The following is a 19371-nucleotide window of genomic DNA, read 5'->3' on the forward strand; positions in this document are numbered from 1 at the left end:
CCAGATCTGCACCTCAGGAGGCCGCTTCATGACCACGCGCCTTTACGAACACAAGATTTTCCTCGAGCATCGCACGCCCGAGGGGCACCCCGAACGGGCCGACCGGCTGCGGTCGCTGGCGATCGCCCTCCAGCATCCGAACTTCGATGCGCTCGACCGCAAGGAAGCTCCGCAGGCCAACGAGGACGCGGTTCTGCTTGCCCATCCGGAAGAGCATCTGCGCGCCGTGATGCGGGAAATTCCCGAGGAGGACATCGTCCGCCAGATCGAGGCGGATACCTATGTGGGACCGAAAAGCCTGCAGGCGGCGCTGACCGCGATCGGCGGCGCCATGGCGGCCGTCGACGACGTGATGTCGGGCAAGATCGACAATGCCTTCGTCGCAGGCCGTCCACCGGGGCATCATGCCGAAAAAGACAAGGCGATGGGCTTCTGCCTGTTCAACAACGCCGCGATCGCCGCGCGTCACGCGCAACGGAAATACGATATCGAGCGCGTCGCGATCGTCGACTGGGACGTGCATCATGGCAACGGCACGCAGGACATCTTCTGGGACGATCGCTCCGTGCTGTTCTGCTCCACGCACCAGATGCCGCTCTATCCGGGCACGGGCGCCGTCGACGAAACCGGCGTGAAGAACAACGTGGTCAATGCGCCGCTCTCGCCCGATACCGGCAGCGACCATTTCCGCGATGCGTTCAAGAGCCGGGTCCTGCCGGCGCTCGACAACTTCCGGCCGGATCTCGTCATCATATCGGCAGGCTTCGATGCCCATCACCGCGATCCGCTGGCGCAGATCAATCTCGTCGGGGACGATTTCGACTGGGCGACGGGGCGGGTCATGGAAATCGCCGGCAAATATGCCAACAACCGGATCGTCAGCCTGCTCGAGGGCGGCTATGATCTCGAGGGCCTGGCCGAATCGGCCGGCATGCACATCATGAGACTCCTGAGAGGATAAGGGATGACCGACAACACCGAAACCATCGATGTCAGCGGCTATTCCTTCGAGAAGGCCGTCGCCGAACTCGAAAGCATCGTCGCGCGGCTGGAACGCGGCGATGTCGCGCTCGACGAATCCATTGCCATCTACGAGCGTGGCGAAGCCCTGAAGAAGCATTGCGAGAAGCTTCTGAGCGCCGCGGAAAACCGGATCGAGAAGATCCGCCTCGACCGTGCCGGCAAGCCGCAGGGCGTCGAGCCGCTCGACGGCGAATAGGCGCAAACTACCACCAAAGTTGTACGACCATCGCCATGATCAGGGCACAAACCGGTTGACGCACCGGTATGGCCTCCCCATGATAACCACCGTCCGAGTGGTTGCTTTGGGAGGAGCAGATCGTGAAGTCCAGCAAAATCAATCTCGTGTTCGCGGCGACGCTTGCGGCCTCCACGGCGTTTTCGGCTGCGGGTGCGAAAGCCGCCGAATTCATCAACGTGCTGACCGGCGGCACTTCGGGCGTGTATTATCCGCTCGGCGTCGCCCTTTCGGAAATATACGGCCAGAACATCAAGGGCGCCCGCACCCAGGTGCAGGCCACCAAGGCTTCGGTGGAGAACCTCAACCTGCTGCAGGCCGGCCGCGGCGAGATCGGTTTCTCGCTCGGAGATTCCGTGCAGGAAGCATGGAAGGGCAACAAGGAGGCGGGCTTTCCCGGCAAGCTGGACAAACTGCGCGGCATCGCCGCCATCTATCCCAACTACATCCAGGTGGTCGCCAGCGCCGAATCCGGGGTGAAGATGCTCTCCGACCTCAAGGGCAAGAGCCTTTCGGTCGGCGCACCGGCCTCCGGCACGGAGCTCAACGCGCGGGCGATCTTCACCGCCGCGGGCATGTCCTACAAGGATCTCGGCAAGACGGAATACCTGCCATTCGCCGAATCCGTCGAACTCATCAAGAATCGCCAGCTCGATGCGACGCTCCAGTCGGCGGGCCTGGGGGTCGCGTCGATCCGCGACCTGGCAACCTCCCTGAAGATCAACGTGGTGGCCATTCCCAAGGCCGAGGTCGAAAAGATCGGCGCTCCCTACATTTCCGCCGTCATTCCGGCGGGCACCTATGAGGGGCAGACCGCGGATGTGGAAACCGCAGCCGTCGGCAATTTCCTGATCACCCATTCGGGCGTCTCCGACGAAACCGCCTACCAGATGACCAAGCTCCTCTTCGAAAACCTGCCGAAGCTTTCCGCGGCGCATGCCGCCGCCAAGGCGATCGACCCGAAGAAGGCGCTCGACGGCATGCCCGTGCCCCTGCATCCGGGCGCAGAACGCTACTACAAGGAAGCCGGGCTTCTGAAGTGATACCGGACGTCCTTCCTTCTCCCCGGCGGGGAGACGAGGGAGCAAGCCAATCGGCAATTGAATCCCGGAAGGAATCCATGTCCGAATCCGCAATGCACCATCCGATGACCCCGCAAAGCGTCGAGGAGCCTATCGAAGGACTGCCGGCCGGATGGGGCGAAGGCCTCGGCGCGAAGATCACCTTCGCGATTGCACTCGCCTTCTCGGCCTTCCAGCTCATCACGGCCGCCTATGCGATCCTGCCGAGCCAGGTGATCCGCGCCATGCACGTAGCCTTCCTGCTGCTGCTCGGCTTCGGCCTGCTCGCGCAGCTCCGCGCCAAAACGACCGCCGGCAAGAGCTGGTTCTGGTTCCTGGGGCTTCTGGGCTTTGCGACCGGGCTCTACAACTGGGTGGAATATGCGCCGCTTTTGCAGCGCACCGGCTTCCTCAACACGACGGACATCGTCGTCGGCGTGGTGCTGATCGCGGTCGTCTTCGAAGGCGCCCGCCAGCTCATGGGCCTGCCGCTGACGATCATGTGCGGGGTCTTTCTCGCCTATTGCTTCTTCGGCCAGTATGCGCCCGGCGCGCTGCAGACGCGCGGTTACTTCTTCGACCAGATCATCGACTATTTCGCCTACGGAACCGAAGGGATCTACGGCACGCCGGTCTATGTGTCGGCAGCCTACATCTTCATCTTCGTGGTCTTTGCCGCCTTCCTCGAACGGGCGGGCATGATCGCGCTCTTCAACGACGTGGCGCTCGGCCTCGTCGGGTCCTGGCGCGGCGGACCAGCCCAGGTCTGCGTGCTTTCGTCCGCGCTGATGGGAACGATTTCCGGCTCGGGCGTCGCCAATGTCGTCGCTTCCGGCCAGTTCACCATCCCGCTGATGAAACGCTTCGGCTTCAAGCCGGCCTTCGCAGGCGGGGTGGAGGCGACTTCCTCCATGGGCGGCCAGATCATGCCGCCGGTCATGGGGGCGGTGGCCTTCATTATGGCCGAAACGCTCAACATCCCCTATGCGGAGGTGGTGAAGGCCGCGATCATCCCGGCGGTCCTCTATTTCGGCGCCTGTTTCTGGCAGGTGCATCTCGAAGCCGGCAAGGCCGGCCTGCGCGGCATGAGCGAAAGCGAGCTGCCGAGCGCCTGGGGCGCCATCAAGCAGCACTGGCCGCTCGTCCTGCCGCTTGCCGCGCTCGTCTATCTGCTGTTTGCAGGCTATACGCCGATCTTCGCGGGCACGATGGGCCTGGCGCTGACGATCGTGCTGATCCTCTCGACGCCGATTGCCGCCTCGATCGGTCCTGTCGCCTTCCGCATCGTCTTCTGGCTGGCGGTCGGCATCGCCTCGGCGAGCTTCTTCGAGTTCGGCGTCACCCTCCTGGTCGGGCTGCTGGCCATGCTCATCGTCGCCTGCCTCCTTTTCAAGGGCGGCCGCGAGACGCTGATGATCTGCGTCGACTCGCTTGCCGAAGGCGCCAAGAACGCCCTGCCGGTGGGCATCGCCTGCGCCATCGTCGGCATCGTCATCGGCACGCTGACACTCACGGGCATCGCCTCGACGCTGATCGGCACGATCATCGAGATCGGCCGGGACAACCTGTTCATCTCGCTCGTCCTGACGATGATCACCTGCCTCATCCTCGGCATGGGCATTCCCACCATTCCGAACTACATCATCACGTCTTCGCTTGCCGGCCCAGCACTGCTGGAACTCGGCGTGCCGCTGATCGTCAGCCACATGTTCGTCTTCTATTTCGGGATCATGGCGGATCTCACGCCGCCGGTGGCGCTTGCCGCGTTCGCCGCCGCCCCGATGGCCAAGGTGTCCGGGCAGAAGATCGGCTGGGAGGCCACCAAGCTTGCGATCGCCGGCTATGTCGTGCCCTTCATGGCCGTCTATACGCCGGCATTGATGCTGCAGGACCCCGGCCCGCTTTCAGCCTATGTCGGGTACTGGGGCGAAGTGGTCTACGTGTTCTTCAAGGCCTGCGCCGGCATCGTGCTCTGGGGGGCCGCCGTCGTCGGCTTCCTGTTCGCCCGGCTTGCGGTCTGGGAGCGCGCACTCGCCTTCCTGGCCGGCGTCCTGCTGGTGATGGCGCTGCCCTGGACCGACGAGATAGGCTGGGTGATCACCGCCCTGTGGATCGGCTGGCACTGGTGGCGGAACCGCAATGCGCCGACCGCGCCGGCGCTGACCTGAGCCCCGGCCATGAGCCTCTGCATCCTCGCCGGCGGCAAGCTCACGGCGCTCGCCGTCTCGCTGTTCACCCTCACCTGGACCCATTCGGCGCAGAAGACCGAATGGCGGGAGACATGGGCGGTGACGCCTTCCGGTCTGGAACTGCGGCAGGCGGAGGTGAAGGGCTCGGGAGCCGGCATGGAACCGGGGCCGGATGCGGTGTTTCGCGACGGCTGGTGGACCTGGCGCCCTGCCCTGCCGCCGCAAAAGCGTGTTTCCCTCGCCGCGTCGGGCACGACGCCCAGCGCCTGGAAGCTCTGCCATGACGGCGGATGCGTGGAACTGGGCGCAACGGCCGGGGATGAGGTGGTGCTGAGCCGGTGCCGATAGAGCGTCGTGCTTTCCGAAAATCGATTCCGATTTTCGGGCCGATGCTGTGGCGCCTAGAGAGAGATCACAGTGCGGATTTCATCGTAACCGGCATGAAGCCCCGTCTCGTCCTGCTCGACCAGACCGGCCCGCCCGAGAATTTCGACATCCTCATGAACCCGCCGATAATCCCGGCCAAGGGCGCGCGCCAGAGCGGCGACGCTTGTCTGCGGATACTTGTGCAGATAGCGTAGTAACTCCAACCGCTTGCCGGTCATCGTACTGGAAAAGGCATCCCAGGTGACGAAGGTCAGATGGTCTTCCGAGACGACTTCACCCTTTTCCGCCCGATGCCAGGCATCCGACACGCGTTTCGCGACGTCATCGAAGGAGCCGCCGATATGTAGCTCTATGTCCCTGCTCATATCTTTTCTCCTCTTATTGCTTCGACATCCTGCCTGAAATCCACCAGCATCTGCTCGATCGAGATGAACCGATGGCTGCCATAATGCCGGTGGTCGCCTTTGTCGCGCTCGTTATCATATCCTACCGACCGCTCGCCGGGCCGGCCGTAGAACAACGAGTATTTCAGAAAATGCTGTGATGGCGGCACCTTTTCCGGCACCCGCCATATCTTGATTTCCATGATCGCGCCGTCACGGAAGACAATGCGTTCGCGGATCACGAGCTCGGCTTTCATGCAGGCACTATGGCATCCGATGCCATATGGCGTCAATCGCCATACGAGGTGGTTGTTTGTGATCCCTCATTCAGGCTAAGCTCTCATCCTGCAAGATGGAGAACGGCCATGTCCTTTTTTCCCGGAAAAGACCCGGTCGCGGGCGACGCCTTCGCCTGCGACGCGATCGAGAACCTGATCATCCCCCGCACCAGCGATATCGGCGGTTTCGCCGTGCGGCGCGCGCTGCCGAGCAGGCAGCGCCGGCTGGTCGGCCCCTTCATCTTCTTCGACCGCATGGGGCCGGCGCTCCTGCGCGCCGACGAAGCGCTTGACGTCAAGCCGCATCCGCATATCGGGCTTTCCACCGTCACTTATCTCTTCGACGGCGAGATCAAGCATCGCGACAGTCTCGGCACCGAGCTCGTCATCCGCCCCGGCGACATCAACCTGATGACCGCGGGCCGCGGCATCGTGCATTCGGAGCGCACGCCGGAAAACCTGCGCGGCCATCCGCAATCCGTCTCCGGCCTGCAGACCTGGCTGGCGCTGCCGGACGATAGGGAGGAGATCGACCCCGCCTTCACCCATACCGGCAAGGAAGCCATGCCGGTGATCGATGCGGACGGGGTGAAGGGCCGCGTGGTGATCGGCTCCTTCGAGGGGCTGGCCTCACCGGTTCCGGCCTTCACCGATACGCTCTATGTCGACCTCCGCCTCGAGCCCGGCAGGCGTTTTCCCTTCGCGGCGGCGCATGAGGAACGGGCGATCTATATCCTTTCCGGCGAGCTTGCGGTTTCCGGCGACCGATTTGCGGCCGACCAGCTTCTCGTCTTCCGTCCGGGCGACGCGATCACGCTGGAAGCCGGGCCGCAAGGCTGTCACCTGATGCTCTTCGGCGGAGCAGCCCTGAATTCCAAGCGCTATATCTGGTGGAATTTCGTTTCTTCGTCCAAGGAGCGGATCGAAAAAGCCAAGGAAGAATGGCGGACCGGCCGTTTCGACATCGTGCCGGGCGACGAGGAAGAGTTTGTCCCCTTGCCCACAGCCTAAAATCGATTAGAAACCTCTTACAGGACAACTTGAAAAAGCCTGTTTTCTTCTCATCTTGTGGAAGGACAGACTTCCGGACAAGATGAGACAAAGGCCACAATCCGTGACATCAATGCCCGCCACGCCGTTGCTCGACAAGGTCAAGCTTCCCGCCGACCTTCGCGAGATCGATGATCGCGACCTGCCGCAGCTTGCGCGTGAAGTGCGCGACGAGATGATCGACGCGGTGTCGCGCACGGGCGGGCACCTGGGCGCGGGCCTGGGGGTCGTGGAGCTGACGGTCGCCATCCACAAGGTGTTCAACACGCCGGACGACCGGCTGATCTTCGACGTCGGCCACCAGTGCTATCCGCACAAGATCCTGACCGGCCGGCGTGACCGTATCCGCACGCTGCGCCAGGAAGGCGGGCTTTCCGGCTTTACCCGACGGGCCGAGAGCGCATACGATCCGTTCGGCGCGGCCCATTCCTCCACCTCGATCTCCGCCGGCCTCGGCATGGCGGTGGCCGCCGACCTCTCCGGTTCGAAGCGCAATGTCATCGCCGTCATCGGCGACGGCGCGATGTCCGCCGGCATGGCCTATGAGGCGCTCAACAATGCCGGCGCGCTCGACGCCCGGCTGATCGTCATCCTCAACGACAACGACATGTCGATCGCTCCGCCGACGGGCGCGATGAGCGCCTATCTGGCGCGGCTCGCCTCCGGCCGCACCTACATGGGTTTCCGCGAACTCGGAAAGAAGCTGACCGCCTATCTCGGCCACGGCATAGACCGGGCGATCACCCGCGCCGTCGAGCATGCGCGCGGTTACGTCACCGGCGGCACCATGTTCGAGGAAATGGGCTTCTATCATATCGGCCCGATCGACGGTCATTCCTTCGACCATCTCCTGCCGGTGCTGCGCAACGTGCGCGACAACGCCCGCGGCCCGGTGCTGATCCATGTGGTCACGCAGAAGGGCAAGGGCTACGCTCCGGCGGAAGCCGCCGCCGACAAGTATCACGGCGTCAACAAGTTCGACGTCATCACCGGCGCGCAGGCTAAATCCAAGCCCAACGCGCCGTCCTATACCAGCGTCTTCGGCGAAGCGCTGGTGCAGGAAGCAGGTTTCGACGACCGGATCGTCGGCATCACCGCGGCCATGCCGAACGGCACCGGCATCGACAAGTTTGCGGAGACCTTCCCCGGCCGCACTTTCGACGTCGGCATCGCGGAACAGCATGCAGTGACATTCGCGGCCGGGCTTGCGGCCGAAGGCTACAAGCCGTTCTGCGCCCTCTACTCCACCTTCCTGCAGCGCGGCTACGACCAGGTCGTGCATGACGTGGCGATCCAGGGCCTGCCTGTCCGTTTCCCGATCGATCGCGCCGGGTTCGTCGGGGCGGACGGCCCGACCCATGCGGGCTCCTTCGACACGACCTTCCTCGCCACCCTGCCGGGCATGGTGGTGATGGCCGCCGCCGACGAGGCGGAACTGAAACATATGGTGCGGACCGCGGCCGCCTATGATGCCGGCCCGATCTCCTTCCGTTATCCCCGCGGGGAAGGCGTCGGCGTGGAACTGCCGGAACGCGGCCAGATCTTCGAGATCGGCAAGGGGCGGATCGTCAAGCAGGGGGCGAAGGTGGCCCTGCTTTCCTTCGGCACCCGTCTGAAGGACTGTCTGCTGGCGGCGGAAGACCTCGATGCGGCGGGGCTTTCCACCACTGTCGCCGACGCGCGTTTCGCAAAACCGCTCGACCAGGACCTGATCCGCCAGCTCGCCCGCCATCACGAAGTGCTGATCACCGTCGAAGAAGGCGCGGTCGGCGGCTTCGGCAGCCATGTGCTGCAGTTCCTCGCAGGCGAAGGCCTGCTCGACAACGGGCTGAAGATCCGCTCCATGGTGCTGCCGGATATCTGGATGGAACAGGCGACGCCCGACGCCATGTATGCCCGGGCCGGTCTCGATCGCGCCGGCATCGTTTCGACAGTCTTCAAGACGCTTGGCCAGACGCAGATCGGCGTCGGTTTCGCCGGCTGATTTTCCCAAAGGTCGCGCACTTGCTGCGCGGTACGGTTCAGCCGCGCAAGCCTTCGATCTTCATGTCGAACTGGACGACATTGGAATAGATCGGCGTGCCGACGTCCATCGCGTAGCGCGAACGGAAGATTCTGCCGCTGACGTTGAACGCGATCCTCCGGCCGCTCCATGCGGTCAGTTTCACGTCGAAGCTCTCCGTCGAGCTGCGGCCCTTGGCCGTCAGCGTGCCCGTGATGCGGGCGCTGTCGGGGCCGGTCTGCTCGACCCGTTCGGAGCGGAACGAGATCGTCTCGAAATGGCCGGTATCGAAGACCGCGCCGGAGCGCAGGAAGGCGTCGATGCGGTCCTGACCGGTGCTGACGCTTTCCGGCTTCAGCTCGAAATTCACCATGGAATGCGGAAGGTCGCCCGCCTTGAGGTTGAAGGTGCCGGAAAACCTGCCGAACCTGCCCTTTATGCCGCCGCCGCCCACCTGTTCGACGGTGAACGCGATGCTGGAGCCGCCCGTGATGGCATAACGGCCGGCGGCTTCGGCAAGGCTCGGAACATCGACGGCGAGGCCCGTCTGGGGAAGAGAGGCCGCGACGAGCAGCGTCGCGAACAAGGTTGTCTTGCGGGTCATGATCGCCACTCCCTGACGGCTGACTTGGCGGCCTGACGCCGGCCGCCCAGCATGCGGACCAGCACGTCGTCGCGCCGGCGATAATGGTGATAGAGAGCGGCGCCCGAGTGCAGGAACACCAGCGCCAGCGCCGAATAGGCAAGCAGGGCATGGATCATCGCCCAAAAGGCCTCGGCCGAATCCGACTTCGGCACCGGCAGATGCGGTATGACGACGAGGTTGAAGGCGAAGGTCGGGATTTCCAGCGGCGAGACCGAAGCGATCATCCAGCCCGCCAGGGGGATCACGACCGCCAGGGCCAGCAGCACATGGTGCATGGCCGCCGCAGCCAGATGCTCAAGCCGGCTCATGCCCTCGACCGGCTTCACCCGGACCAACATCAGGGAATGCAGCAGCCTGACGATGGCGAGCAGCAGCGCCAGCATGCCGAACGACTTGTGCCACTGGAAAAGCGCGAACTGCAGGGTGGGGTCGATGGACGGCCTCGTCATCACGAAACCGAGCAGGACAAGGCCGAGAATCAGCGCCGCCATCAGCCAGTGCAGGATGATCGTGAATGAATCGTAGCGATTGGCAGGACGACGCATGAACGGCTTCCCGGAAATCTCATGCCGGGATCATCCTCCTCAAAGCGTCTTTCGGCAAATCGCGAACGATCACGCCGCATCAACAGTCGCTGAGCCCTTATTGGTCCGCGGCGACGAGAAAGAGAATGTCCAGGTCCTTTTCCGGAGTGAAATCCTCCGCCGTCATCTCGAAAGTGGTCGGACCGACCTTCCTTACGCCCTTGCCGCAAAAGCTGACGTAATCCTGCGGCCGGCCCTTGTCGACCGTCAGCTTGAACTTGCCGATCGGACCGCCCCAATTCGCGCCGGTGGTCAGGATATAGGAAACCCACTGTTCCACATAGTGCGGGCCGGACTTGCTTCCGGCAGCCTCCAGTTTCGCCGCCGTCTTCATGAAGGCGCTGTCTATGCAATAGCGCTCCACGTAGTCCTTGTAGGTCGTGCCCGGCTTGCCCTGGTCGATGAAGGTCATGGCGACCGTGCCGCCGACGCTCGGCGCGTAGCGGTGGCTGACGCGCACCGGCTTGCCGGCCGGAAACGCCGTTTTCCACCAGTATACGGAGCGCAGCGTCCAGGCAGGCCGCAAATCCTCCTGCCAGCCCTTGCCCGCGTCGTAGCTGTCCACATAGATCAGCCCCTCGGCGATCCACTGTTTCCTCACGTCCTCCGGCAGCGATTTCAGCGCTTCGGATGTCTTGTCGCTGTAGGGCAGGAGCGGGATCTTGCGGGCGACAAGTTCGTCGGTCCGGTCGATACCGACCGCAATCACGCGCTGCTGCAATTCGGGCACTATCTGCTTGCCGTCTTGGACAACCGAAAATCCGAGAAAGTTATCCTTCTCCGGGTCGCCATAGGCGATATCGCTTTGCGAGCCGCCGGTGACGTCCGGCATCGGAAAGGCGATGATGCTCTCGAAATCGGAATCCCCGGTGTTCCTGAAGACGTAGTCGACCAGCACTTCCTTCTGGGAGATATAGAGGTTCTCCTCCTCCATCGTCACATCGGACGTCTGGGAAAAGGCGAGGCCGCCGGTCGTCAGTTCCGCAGTGGTGTCATTGGCGAATGCCGGTGACGCCACGCAAAGCAGTCCACCGGCGAGCAGTATCCAACGCATATCTTGTCTCCAGCCTCGTTGCGGCGGCAAGATAGACCGGATTCCAAAAACAGAGAAGGCAGGCCGGATGTTATTCGGCCTGCCTTCCATCATCTCGCAAATGATCGGGCGGATCAGAATTCCGACCATTCCTCCTTCACCGCCGCGGCGGTCGCCGGCTTGGCGGAAAAGGCGCGGGCAAGCGTGGAACGCAGCGCATTGGCAGGCGAGGCCGCCGGCCGTGCCTCGGCGGAAGCCGCAACCGGGCGAGGAGCATAGGCTGCCGAGTAAGAGCCGAGGTTGAACTGCCTCAGCAGCGTGTCGAGCGACTGGGCCTCCTGGGCAAGCTTGTGGCTGGCGGCCGTCTGCTGCTCGACCATGGCGGCATTCTGCTGGGTGCCCTGGTCCATGTTGTTGACCGAGGAATTGATCTCCTGCAGACCCGTCGACTGCTCGCGGGTGGAAATCACGATCGCGTTCAGGTGCTCGTTGATCTGCTGCACCTCGCCGACGATCGCCTGCAGCGCCTGGCCGGTCTCGCCGACCAGCGCCACGCCGGCATCCACCTGCTGGCTGGACGTGGTGATGAGCGCCTTGATCTCCTTCGCGGCATTGGCGGAGCGCTGCGCGAGTTCCCGCACCTCCTGGGCGACGACCGCAAAACCCTTGCCCGCATCGCCCGCACGCGCCGCCTCGACGCCCGCATTGAGCGCCAGAAGGTTGGTCTGGAAGGCGATATCGTCGATGACGCTGATGATGTTGATGATCTCGCCGGAAGACCTGGATATCTGCTCCATGGCGGAGACAGCGCGGCGGACCACGTCGCCCGACCGCTCGGCCCCGATGCGGGCCCGCTCGACACGCTGGCCGACATCTTCGGCGCGGCGGGCGGATTCCTTCACGGTCGTCGTCACCTCTTCGAGGGCTGCGGCGGTTTCCTCGACCGCTGCGGCCTGCTGTTCGGTGCGGCGGCCGAGGTCGTCGGCAGCGGCGCGGATTTCGGCGGAGCCGGCGCTGATGGCCGAGGCGTTCTCACCGACTGCCTGAAGAGCGGCCTGCAGCTTGCCGAGCGCCTGGTTGAAATCCGTCCTGAGCCGGTCGAGGCGGCCCGCGAAGGGATTGTCGAGACGATAGGCGACGTCGCCATTGGCAAGGTTGGTGAGGCCGGTCGCAAGCGAGTCGATCGCGAATTCGATATCCGCGGCCTCGCGGGCCTTCTGCGCGTCATTGGCAAGACGCTCGCGCTCGCGGCTTTCGCGCATCGCATCCGCATCGCGGGCGAGCAGCTGCTTTTCGATCGCGGCGTCCTTGAAGACGACGACCGCTTTCGCCATGCGGCCGACTTCGTCGCCGCGATCGAGCGCGGGCACGGCGATCTCGTTGTTTCCGCCGGCAAGCTGTGCCATGGCCTCGGTCATGCCGACGATCGGCGTGACGATGGCACGGGACAGGGCCCAGACGAGGCCTGCCGCGATGAGGCCGGCAAGGCCGCCGCCGAAAAGCAGCGTGAGCAGCAGGTCGGTATGCGCACCAGACTGGGTATCCTGCAGGCCGGTCGTCAGGTCGAGCGCCTGCTTCTTGATCCTGGCCGCCGCTTCACGGAAGCCGTCGAGCTGCCCCTTGGCCTGGTTGCGGCCGATTTCGATCACTTCCTCGATCGGCTTGTCGGTGTTCTTGCGGGCGTCGAGCTGCGGCACGGTGAGCTGGGTGTGGAAGACATCCGCGGTCGTGCGCATCGCATCCAGCGAGGCGAGAAGGTCCGGCATGCCGGCTGCGGCCTTCTTGGCGGCATCGATCGCCGCAATCATCTTGTCGCGGTTGTTGAAGACGTCGTTATAGGTGCTGTCGCTCTTGAAAAGCAGGAAGCCGCGCTGGTTGACGGCCTGCTCCAGCATGGCCTCCAGCGCATTGTCCACCTGTGCGAGAATGGTCTGCGAGACGACCTGCTGCGCCGAGGCGCGGCTCGATCTCAATGCCTGCCAGTAGACACCGGCCGATGCCAGCAGGCAGACCGACATCAGCGCGACGAAGGTAATGATCAGTTTTTTGTTTAGTGAAAGGTTTTTAAGCGACATGAGGGGCTTCCGCTCGATGAAAAAATGCAGGCTCTCCTCCGTTCAGGAGAGAACCCCAACATCCTTAAGAATCGGTTTGCTGCCGCTACGAGTTTTCGCGGTGCAAACACTTGCATATCGGGCAGCGGGCGGGCATTGACTGCCGTCATGTCCAAGCCCGTTGAAACTCAGCGCCTCGACCAGCTTATGGTATCGCTCGGCCTCCTCGAAAGCCGTTCGCGAGCCCGCGACGCGATCGCGCGCGGCACGGTCACGGTCAACGGCCAGGTGGCCGTCAAGGCGGGCCAGACCTTTCCGCCGGACGCGACGATCGTCATCGACGACCCGGCCCAGGCCTATGTCTCCCGGGCGGCGCTGAAACTGTCGGCGGCGCTCGACCGGTTCGGCCTCGATCCCGAAGGCAGGACCTGCCTCGACGTGGGCGCCTCGACGGGCGGCTTCACGGAAGTGCTGCTGAAGCGGGGCGCGCGCCACGTAACGGCGATCGATGTCGGGCATGGCCAGATGCATGAGCGGATTGCCGGCGATCCGCGCGTCACCAATATCGAAGGGCTGAACGCCCGCCATCTCTCAGGGGACGACCTCGGCGGACGCGAGATCGATTTCGTCGTCTCGGACGTTTCCTTCATCTCGCTGAAGCTGGCGCTGCCGCCGGCATTGAACCTTGCCCGGCCGGGGGCCATATGCGTGCTTCTCGTCAAGCCGCAATTCGAGGCCGGCAGGGAAGCGATCGGCAAGGGCGGATTGCTGCGCGATCCCGGAAGCGCGCCGGCCGTGGCGACCGGACTCGAACGCTGGCTGGTGGAGGACATGGGCTGGACGGGCCTCGGCCTGACCCCCTCCCCGATCTCCGGCGGCGACGGCAACCAGGAGTTCCTGCTCGCGGGAAGAAAGCCGGAATGAGCACAGAAACCGTAAAGATCACGCGTCTCGGCGCGCAGGGCCATGGCATTGCCGAAGGCGGGAAGGGACCGATCTATGTGCCCCATGCCCTGCCGGGGGAAACCGTGGCGATTGCCCGCAACGGCGGCCATGGCATCCTTATCTCGATCGCGGAGGCCTCGCCGGACCGCATCGAGCCGCTCTGTCGGCATTTCAATCCCGATCGCGACGCCTGCGGAGGCTGCTCGCTGCAGCATCTCGCGGATGCGCCCTATCGCGCCTTCAAGCGGGACCTTGTCGTCGAAGCGCTGAAGTCCAGGGGGCTTGCGCCCGCGGTCGGCGAACTCGTCGCCGCGCATCCCGGCGAGCGGCGGCGCACCGTCTTCTCCGCCCGCAAGACGGAGAAGGGCCTGCTGCTCGGCTTCAACCGCGCCGAGACGAACCACATCGTGTCGATCGAGGAATGTCCGGTCGCCGCGCCCGGCATCGTGGCGCGGCTCGACGCGATCCGGTCCATCGGCGAAGCGCTCGCGGCCGGATCGGATACCTTCCACATCACGGTTCTCGATACGCTTTCCGGGCTCGACCTTGCCGCCACGGACCTGAAACCGCTTGCCGACAGGCAACGGCGCGCTGTGACCGAAGTCGTCCTCAGCCTCAGGGGCATCGCCCGCGTCTCGGTCAACGGTGAAATCGTCATCGAGCCGCAGAAGCCGTTGATCGACTTCGGCGGCGTGAAGGTTTCGCCGCCGCCCGGCGCCTTCACCCAGGCGACCAGGCCGGCCGAGGACGCGATGGCCGATCTGGTCACCGCGCATGTGACGAAGGCAAAGCGCGTGCTCGATCTCTTCGCCGGCTCCGGCACCTTTGCCCTGCGGCTGGCGCGAAATGCCAAAGTGCATGCGGTCGAAAGCGAGGAGAAGCCGTTGAAGGCGCTCGACCACGCCGCCCGCAATACGCAGGGACTGAAGCCCGTGACCATCGAGAAACGCGACCTCTTCCGCCGGCCGATGACGGTTCAGGAGCTGAAGAACCACGATGCCGTGGTTTTCGATCCGCCGCGCGCGGGCGCCGAGGCACAGGTCAGGGAGCTTGCCCGGTCCGCAATAAGGACCGTCGCCGCGGTGAGCTGCAATCCGGTAACGCTGGCGCGCGACCTGCGCATTCTCGTCGATGGCGGCTATCGCATCAAGTCCGTCACGCCGATCGACCAGTTCCTGTGGTCTCCGCATGTGGAAGCGGTGGCGCTGCTGGAGAAATAATCCCGTTTCCACGAAATCGTCGTCCCGAAACCGGCAGCCGTTTCCGGGCGACAGACGTCAGTCGTCGAGATCCAGCCTGCCCGTGCCAACGACGTTCGAGCAGCGGCAGGTGCCGCCGACGCGGCCGGCATCGGCGCGGCAGACATAGGGCCGGCTGCGGTCGTCGCTTTCGCGCGGCTGCACGACGCAGACATAACGCTGGGGCCGCGGCCGCCGGTCATCGGTCCGGGTGCGGCTGTCGTACTGGGCAAGCGACATGGGCGCACCGACGCTGCCGATCGACAATTCTCCGGCGCCGGCGGCGGAGCAGGAGATCAGCAGTGTCATCAGGCCGGCCAGGATCTTGCGCATGGGGATTCCTCCTCGTTCAGCGCAAGTCTAACCCTGCCCGTGCCCCAAAAGAAGACGGCGATCCGGCTTTCCTCGCGGGAAGCGTTAACGCCGCATGAAGGCTTCGAAAGCGGCGCGGGCTTCGGCGCTCCTCAACTGCGCGGTGAAGTGCACCAGTTCCTCGTCCATCCTGCCGAGGACGTCGTCGCCGTTCCCCTTCAGGAGGTTGCGGGTGATCTTCAGCGCATGCGGCGGTTTCCTGGCAAGGTTCCCGGCCATTGCCAAGGCTTCCCGCTCCACCGCCTCCGGCTCCACCACCTTCAGGATCAGGCCCGCCGCAAGCGCGGCTTCCGCCGGGAAGCCCTCGCCGGCCACCAGCATGGCGAAAGCGCGCTGATGGCCCATCAGGCGGGGCATGATCAGGCTGGAGGCCGCCTCCGGAACCAGCGCCAGATCGACGAACGGGGTCCGGAACAGGCTCCGCGGGGACGCGATCGTCATGTCGCAATGCAGATTGAGCGTCGTGCCGATGCCGATCGCCAGTCCGTCGACACCAGAAACCAGCGGCTTCTCGATCGTGGCGAGCGCCTGAAGGAACTCGAAAGCCGCCGGCTGGCCGCCGCCGCCATTCAGCGCGAAATCCAGGAAATCGCCGAGATCGTTGCCGGCGGAAAAGCAACCTTCCGTGCCGAGGAAGACGACGACGCGGACGGCCTGGTGGTTGCCGGCCTCATGCAATGCCTGCGTCATGCGCCTGTACATGGCCGTCGTGATGGCGTTCTTCTTTTCCGGCCGGTTGAAGCGGATCACCATGACGCCCGGATGGGCTTCGGGATGCTCGACAAGGATATGGTCGTCGCTCACGGGGGAGGCCTCCTTTCAGGCAAGAACGGTACGGGCGGCTTCAAGGCTTGCCGCGCCGGCGATGACGCGATCCTTCAGCGCCGAGGTTTCGGCGAGCAGGTTCTCGGCCATGAAACGGCAGAGAGCGACACGCTTTTCCGCGCCGCCGTCGCCAATGTCGATCAGCGCGCCCTTCGCGAGGTAGCAGCCGGTGAGCGTCAGGCCGAACAGGCGCTGATAGGGCGTGGCCCCGGCGAGCGCATCGGAATTCCTTCCGGCGGCCTGCACCTCCAGCAGCCAGCCCGTGGCGGCCTCCAGCGCGGCGATCGCGGCGCGCAGCCGGTCCCCGGTCTCGCCGAAAGCCGGATCGTTCGACGCGGCGACGCTTTCGGCGATTTCCTTCAATTCGCCGATGAAGCCCCGCACCTGCTCGCCGGAGGAGAGCGGCAGTTTCCGGGTCACCAGGTCGATCGCCTGGATGCCGTTGGTGCCCTCGTAGATCGGCGCGATGCGGACGTCGCGCAGATAGCGAGCCGCCCCGGTTTCCTCGATGAAGCCCATGCCGCCATGCACCTGGATGCCGAGGGAGGCGACCTCCACCCCGACATCCGTCGCAAAGGACTTGGCGACCGGCGTCAGAAGCGCCGCGCGCTCGGCCCAGTGCCGCGCTTCGTCGGCCGCCATGTGGTGCGACATGTCGATCGCATGGGCGCAGGCATAACAGATGGCGCGCGCGCCCTGGGTCAGGGCCTTCATGGTGATCAGCGTGCGGGCGACATCCGGATGCTCTATGATCGGACTCATGTCCCCGCGCTGGCCCTCGCCGCTCCAGCCGGGCGCCTTGCCCTGCGTCCGCCCGTGGGCGTAGGCGACCGCCTTCTGGGTGGCGGCCTCGGCGATCGCCACCCCCTGCATGCCGACCGCGAGGCGGGCATTGTTCATCATCGTGAACATGCAGGCGAGCCCCTTGTTCTCCTCGCCGACGAGCCAGCCAATGGCCCCCTTCTCCCCGCCGAACACTCCGTCGCCATAGATCATCGTGCAGGTCGGCGAACCGTGGATGCCGAGCTTGTGTTCGAGCGAATGGCAGAAGACATCATTGCGGGGACCGAGGGAGCCGTCCTCGTTCACCAGGAATTTCGGCACGAGGAAAAGCGAAATGCCGCGCGTGCCGGCCGGCGCGTTGGGAAGCCGCGCGAGCACGAGGTGGACGATGTTGTCGGCTGCGTCATGCTCGCCCCAGGTGATGAAGATCTTCTGACCGAAGATACGATAGGTGCCGTCGTCGCGCCGTTCCGCGCGGGTCTTGAGGACGCCGAGATCGGAACCGGCATGCGGTTCGGTGAGGTTCATCGTGCCGGTCCATTCGCCGGACACCAATTTCGCGAGATATTTCTCCTTGAGCGCATCGCTGCCATGGGCGACGAGCGCCTCGATCGCCCCCATGGTGAGCGTCGGGGCAAGCGCGAAAGCCATGGAGGCGGAATTCCACATCTCCAGCGCGGCGACATTCAGCATGTGCGGCAGATGCTGGCCGCCAAAAGCCTCCGGCGCGGTCAACCCGTTCCAGCCGCCTTCGCGCCAGTGGCGATAAAGCTCCGGCCAGCCGTCCGGCGTCCTGACCTCGCCATCGACGAGCCGGGCACCCTGGGTGTCGCCTATCCCGCCAAGCGGTTCCATCTCGTTGGTGGCGAAACGCCCCGCCTCTTCCAGGATCGCGCTGACCAGATCCGAACTCAGGTCGCCAAACCGTCCGATCTCCACGGCATCCGCAAGGCCTGCCACATGGTTCAGCGTGAAGGCGATTTCCTCTACCGGTGCCTTGTACATGGTGCTCCTCCTTGCCGGCGCATTCGACCGACATCCACATCGGCCGGCTCCTCTTTGCTTTTTACGTAAACGTAAATATTGTTGTCAATCACCGCATCAGATTACCCCCCATTTAGGTCACACGCCATGAACAGGCGAAACAGCGAGACCGGATCGAGTTCTTGCTTTAGAGAATCTTGTTGAAACCGGCGTTACACAAGAGGCTTATGGAGATGTCCCATGCTTCCGGATTCCTCGCCCATGTCGCTTGTCACTCCCGCCATTCCCGGCCTCGTCTGGGCTTATCACTTTCGTCCCGGCTCGGCTCCCTGCACCAGACTTCCGCTCGACGCCGCCCGCAGCGACCTTGAGATCGGCGAAGGCTTTCTCTGGCTGCATCTCAATCTCGCCGATACGCGCGTCAACGCTTTCCTGGAGAATTTCCCGGGCCTGACCCCGCCCGCCTTCACCGCGCTTACGACGCATGACACGCATGCCGCGATCACGCTCGACGAACAGCTCGTCTACGGCACGCTGATCGATTTCCAGCGGGAGTTCGACAGCGAAACGCGCGATATCGGCTGGCTGCATTTCTTCGTCTCGGACAGGGTGATCATCACCACGCGCCTGCAGCCGCTCCGCTCCATCGACCGCGTGCGGGCCGCCATCGAGAAGAACGCCTCCCGCTACAGGAAACCGATCGACGTGTTCGAGACGCTGGTCGCCGAATTCCAGCGCACCCTGATCAGCCTCGTGATGGAACTTACCGAGGAACTGAATCTTATCGAGGACTTCGTCTACGACAACGCACCCCGCGACGAACGCCGCCGGCTGGCGCCCGTGCGGCGCACAGTCGTGCGGCTGCACCGGCATCTCAGGACCGTGCTGACGCTGATGCGCCGCGCCGCTGCCGCCGACGACGACGAGATGCCGCCAGGCTTCGACGACGCCTCCTCCCGGCTCATCGGCCGGCTGGAGGCCGTGGACCACGACGTCTATGCCTTGCAGGAACGCGCCCGCCTGCTGCACGAGGAAATCGACTCGAAACTCTCCTCCGAAACGAACCGCCACCTCTACATCCTGTCGCTGATGACGGCCTTCCTCCTGCCTCCCTCGCTGGTCACGGGCTTCTTCGGAATGAACACCTCGTCGCTTCCGTTCGCCGAGGGCACGGGCGGGACGATCTATGCCTTCGGCCTGATGGGCGTGTCGATCCTCGCCGCATGGTGGCTGCTGAGGCGGACGGGAATACTCTGACGGAAAAAAGAAACCCGCCCGGCGATGCCGGACGGGCTTCCA

Annotated in this window: 19 protein-coding genes; 10 read left to right on the forward strand and 9 right to left on the reverse strand. The window is 64.3% G+C overall.

Features of this window, described 5'->3' with window-relative positions; genetic code table 11:
• Positions 1 to 28 precede the first annotated feature (28 nt).
• The 5 genes from ACFFP0_RS15985 to ACFFP0_RS16005 all read left to right on the forward strand — a co-directional run bounded on the left by ACFFP0_RS15985 (position 29) and on the right by ACFFP0_RS16005 (position 4856).
• Entirely contained in the window at positions 29 to 961 is a 933-nt protein-coding gene (locus ACFFP0_RS15985; RefSeq protein WP_377262924.1) for a histone deacetylase family protein, read from the forward strand.
• A 3-nt stretch (positions 962 to 964) separates the two neighbouring features.
• Entirely contained in the window at positions 965 to 1219 is a 255-nt protein-coding gene (locus ACFFP0_RS15990) for an exodeoxyribonuclease VII small subunit (RefSeq protein WP_377262551.1), read from the forward strand.
• A 137-nt stretch (positions 1220 to 1356) separates the two neighbouring features.
• A complete protein-coding gene (locus ACFFP0_RS15995) occupies positions 1357 to 2301 on the forward strand; it encodes a TAXI family TRAP transporter solute-binding subunit (protein WP_377262927.1) in 945 nt (314 codons plus the stop codon).
• A 77-nt stretch (positions 2302 to 2378) separates the two neighbouring features.
• Positions 2379 to 4487, forward strand: coding sequence for a TRAP transporter permease (locus tag ACFFP0_RS16000; RefSeq protein WP_377262553.1), 2109 nt, complete (start codon positions 2379 to 2381; stop codon positions 4485 to 4487).
• 9 nt (positions 4488 to 4496) lie between these two features.
• Positions 4497 to 4856 (forward strand): DUF1850 domain-containing protein, encoded by a 360-nt coding sequence (locus tag ACFFP0_RS16005; RefSeq protein WP_377262555.1) that lies wholly within the window; start codon positions 4497 to 4499, stop codon positions 4854 to 4856.
• A gap of 53 nt (positions 4857 to 4909) precedes the next feature.
• Here the strand turns inward: ACFFP0_RS16005 and ACFFP0_RS16010 are convergent, their stop codons facing one another.
• Both ACFFP0_RS16010 and ACFFP0_RS16015 read right to left on the reverse strand, forming a co-directional pair.
• A complete protein-coding gene (locus tag ACFFP0_RS16010; protein ID WP_377262557.1) occupies positions 4910 to 5260 on the reverse strand; it encodes an HVO_A0114 family putative DNA-binding protein in 351 nt (116 codons plus the stop codon).
• Positions 5257 to 5535: a toxin-antitoxin system TumE family protein gene (locus ACFFP0_RS16015; protein WP_377262559.1), complete on the reverse strand. Its 279-nt coding sequence runs from the start codon at positions 5533 to 5535 to the stop codon at positions 5257 to 5259. Before ACFFP0_RS16015 ends, ACFFP0_RS16010 begins: the two co-directional genes overlap by 4 nt.
• Positions 5536 to 5643: 108 nt before the next feature.
• Here ACFFP0_RS16015 and ACFFP0_RS16020 point away from each other — a divergent pair, with 108 nt between their 5' ends.
• A complete protein-coding gene (locus tag ACFFP0_RS16020; protein WP_377262561.1) occupies positions 5644 to 6567 on the forward strand; it encodes a pirin family protein in 924 nt (307 codons plus the stop codon).
• A gap of 103 nt (positions 6568 to 6670) precedes the next feature.
• Positions 6671 to 8590, forward strand: a complete 1920-nt coding sequence (dxs, locus tag ACFFP0_RS16025; RefSeq protein WP_377262564.1) for a 1-deoxy-D-xylulose-5-phosphate synthase — start codon at positions 6671 to 6673, stop codon at positions 8588 to 8590.
• Between the two features lie 37 nt (positions 8591 to 8627).
• Here dxs and ACFFP0_RS16030 read toward each other — a convergent pair whose 3' ends face one another.
• The 4 genes from ACFFP0_RS16030 to ACFFP0_RS16045 all read right to left on the reverse strand — a co-directional run bounded on the left by ACFFP0_RS16030 (position 8628) and on the right by ACFFP0_RS16045 (position 12946).
• Positions 8628 to 9212 carry a YceI family protein gene (locus tag ACFFP0_RS16030; RefSeq protein ID WP_377262566.1) on the reverse strand — a complete coding sequence of 195 codons (585 nt, stop codon included), beginning with the start codon at positions 9210 to 9212 and terminating at the stop codon, positions 8628 to 8630.
• On the reverse strand, positions 9209 to 9799 hold the full coding sequence (locus ACFFP0_RS16035; protein WP_377262568.1) for a cytochrome b: 591 nt from the start codon (positions 9797 to 9799) through the stop codon (positions 9209 to 9211). Before ACFFP0_RS16035 ends, ACFFP0_RS16030 begins: the two co-directional genes overlap by 4 nt.
• Before the next feature lie 97 nt (positions 9800 to 9896).
• The gene (locus ACFFP0_RS16040) at positions 9897 to 10892 is read right to left on the reverse strand and encodes a DUF4424 domain-containing protein (protein WP_377262570.1); all 996 of its coding nucleotides are present in this window, start codon (positions 10890 to 10892) and stop codon (positions 9897 to 9899) included.
• A 113-nt stretch (positions 10893 to 11005) separates the two neighbouring features.
• A complete protein-coding gene (locus ACFFP0_RS16045; protein ID WP_377262572.1) occupies positions 11006 to 12946 on the reverse strand; it encodes a methyl-accepting chemotaxis protein in 1941 nt (646 codons plus the stop codon).
• 147 nt (positions 12947 to 13093) lie between these two features.
• On the opposite strand from ACFFP0_RS16045, the gene ACFFP0_RS16050 reads away from it, so the two are divergent.
• Entirely contained in the window at positions 13094 to 13849 is a 756-nt protein-coding gene (locus ACFFP0_RS16050) for a TlyA family RNA methyltransferase (RefSeq protein ID WP_377262575.1), read from the forward strand.
• Positions 13846 to 15090, forward strand: coding sequence for a class I SAM-dependent RNA methyltransferase (locus tag ACFFP0_RS16055; protein WP_377262577.1), 1245 nt, complete (start codon positions 13846 to 13848; stop codon positions 15088 to 15090). The genes ACFFP0_RS16050 and ACFFP0_RS16055 overlap by 4 nt, the downstream gene beginning before the upstream one ends.
• A 57-nt stretch (positions 15091 to 15147) precedes the next feature.
• Here the strand turns inward: ACFFP0_RS16055 and ACFFP0_RS16060 are convergent, their stop codons facing one another.
• The 3 genes from ACFFP0_RS16060 to ACFFP0_RS16070 all read right to left on the reverse strand — a co-directional run bounded on the left by ACFFP0_RS16060 (position 15148) and on the right by ACFFP0_RS16070 (position 18093).
• Positions 15148 to 15441, reverse strand: coding sequence for a hypothetical protein (locus tag ACFFP0_RS16060; protein WP_377262579.1), 294 nt, complete (start codon positions 15439 to 15441; stop codon positions 15148 to 15150).
• An 84-nt stretch (positions 15442 to 15525) separates the two neighbouring features.
• Positions 15526 to 16284 carry a crotonase/enoyl-CoA hydratase family protein gene (locus ACFFP0_RS16065; RefSeq protein WP_377262581.1) on the reverse strand — a complete coding sequence of 253 codons (759 nt, stop codon included), beginning with the start codon at positions 16282 to 16284 and terminating at the stop codon, positions 15526 to 15528.
• Between the two features lie 15 nt (positions 16285 to 16299).
• The gene (locus tag ACFFP0_RS16070) at positions 16300 to 18093 is read right to left on the reverse strand and encodes an acyl-CoA dehydrogenase (protein ID WP_377262584.1); all 1794 of its coding nucleotides are present in this window, start codon (positions 18091 to 18093) and stop codon (positions 16300 to 16302) included.
• A gap of 240 nt (positions 18094 to 18333) precedes the next feature.
• On the opposite strand from ACFFP0_RS16070, the gene ACFFP0_RS16075 reads away from it, so the two are divergent.
• Positions 18334 to 19329 (forward strand): transporter, encoded by a 996-nt coding sequence (locus ACFFP0_RS16075; RefSeq protein ID WP_377262930.1) that lies wholly within the window; start codon positions 18334 to 18336, stop codon positions 19327 to 19329.
• Positions 19330 to 19371: the final 42 nt, after the last annotated feature.

This window comes from Neorhizobium puerariae, from assembly GCF_042429745.1.
Lineage (GTDB): Bacteria > Pseudomonadota > Alphaproteobacteria > Rhizobiales > Rhizobiaceae > Neorhizobium > Neorhizobium puerariae.

Excerpts from the sequence above, each read along its gene's own strand:
- ACFFP0_RS15985 (WP_377262924.1), top strand. The coding sequence starts at position 29 with ATGACCACGCGCCTTTACGAACACAAGATTTTCCTCGAGCATCGCACG.
- ACFFP0_RS16070 (WP_377262584.1), bottom strand. The coding sequence starts at position 18,093 with ATGTACAAGGCACCGGTAGAGGAAATCGCCTTCACGCTGAACCATGTG.
- ACFFP0_RS16040 (WP_377262570.1), bottom strand. The coding sequence starts at position 10,892 with ATGCGTTGGATACTGCTCGCCGGTGGACTGCTTTGCGTGGCGTCACCG.
- ACFFP0_RS16050 (WP_377262575.1), top strand. The coding sequence starts at position 13,094 with ATGTCCAAGCCCGTTGAAACTCAGCGCCTCGACCAGCTTATGGTATCG.
- ACFFP0_RS16010 (WP_377262557.1), bottom strand. The coding sequence starts at position 5,260 with ATGAGCAGGGACATAGAGCTACATATCGGCGGCTCCTTCGATGACGTC.
- ACFFP0_RS16020 (WP_377262561.1), top strand. The coding sequence starts at position 5,644 with ATGTCCTTTTTTCCCGGAAAAGACCCGGTCGCGGGCGACGCCTTCGCC.
- ACFFP0_RS16015 (WP_377262559.1), bottom strand. The coding sequence starts at position 5,535 with ATGAAAGCCGAGCTCGTGATCCGCGAACGCATTGTCTTCCGTGACGGC.
- ACFFP0_RS16045 (WP_377262572.1), bottom strand. The coding sequence starts at position 12,946 with ATGTCGCTTAAAAACCTTTCACTAAACAAAAAACTGATCATTACCTTC.
- ACFFP0_RS16060 (WP_377262579.1), bottom strand. The coding sequence starts at position 15,441 with ATGCGCAAGATCCTGGCCGGCCTGATGACACTGCTGATCTCCTGCTCC.
- ACFFP0_RS15990 (WP_377262551.1), top strand. The coding sequence starts at position 965 with ATGACCGACAACACCGAAACCATCGATGTCAGCGGCTATTCCTTCGAG.
- ACFFP0_RS16075 (WP_377262930.1), top strand. The coding sequence starts at position 18,334 with ATGTCGCTTGTCACTCCCGCCATTCCCGGCCTCGTCTGGGCTTATCAC.
- ACFFP0_RS16005 (WP_377262555.1), top strand. The coding sequence starts at position 4,497 with ATGAGCCTCTGCATCCTCGCCGGCGGCAAGCTCACGGCGCTCGCCGTC.
- ACFFP0_RS16035 (WP_377262568.1), bottom strand. The coding sequence starts at position 9,799 with ATGCGTCGTCCTGCCAATCGCTACGATTCATTCACGATCATCCTGCAC.
- ACFFP0_RS16055 (WP_377262577.1), top strand. The coding sequence starts at position 13,846 with ATGAGCACAGAAACCGTAAAGATCACGCGTCTCGGCGCGCAGGGCCAT.
- ACFFP0_RS16000 (WP_377262553.1), top strand. The coding sequence starts at position 2,379 with ATGTCCGAATCCGCAATGCACCATCCGATGACCCCGCAAAGCGTCGAG.
- ACFFP0_RS16030 (WP_377262566.1), bottom strand. The coding sequence starts at position 9,212 with ATGACCCGCAAGACAACCTTGTTCGCGACGCTGCTCGTCGCGGCCTCT.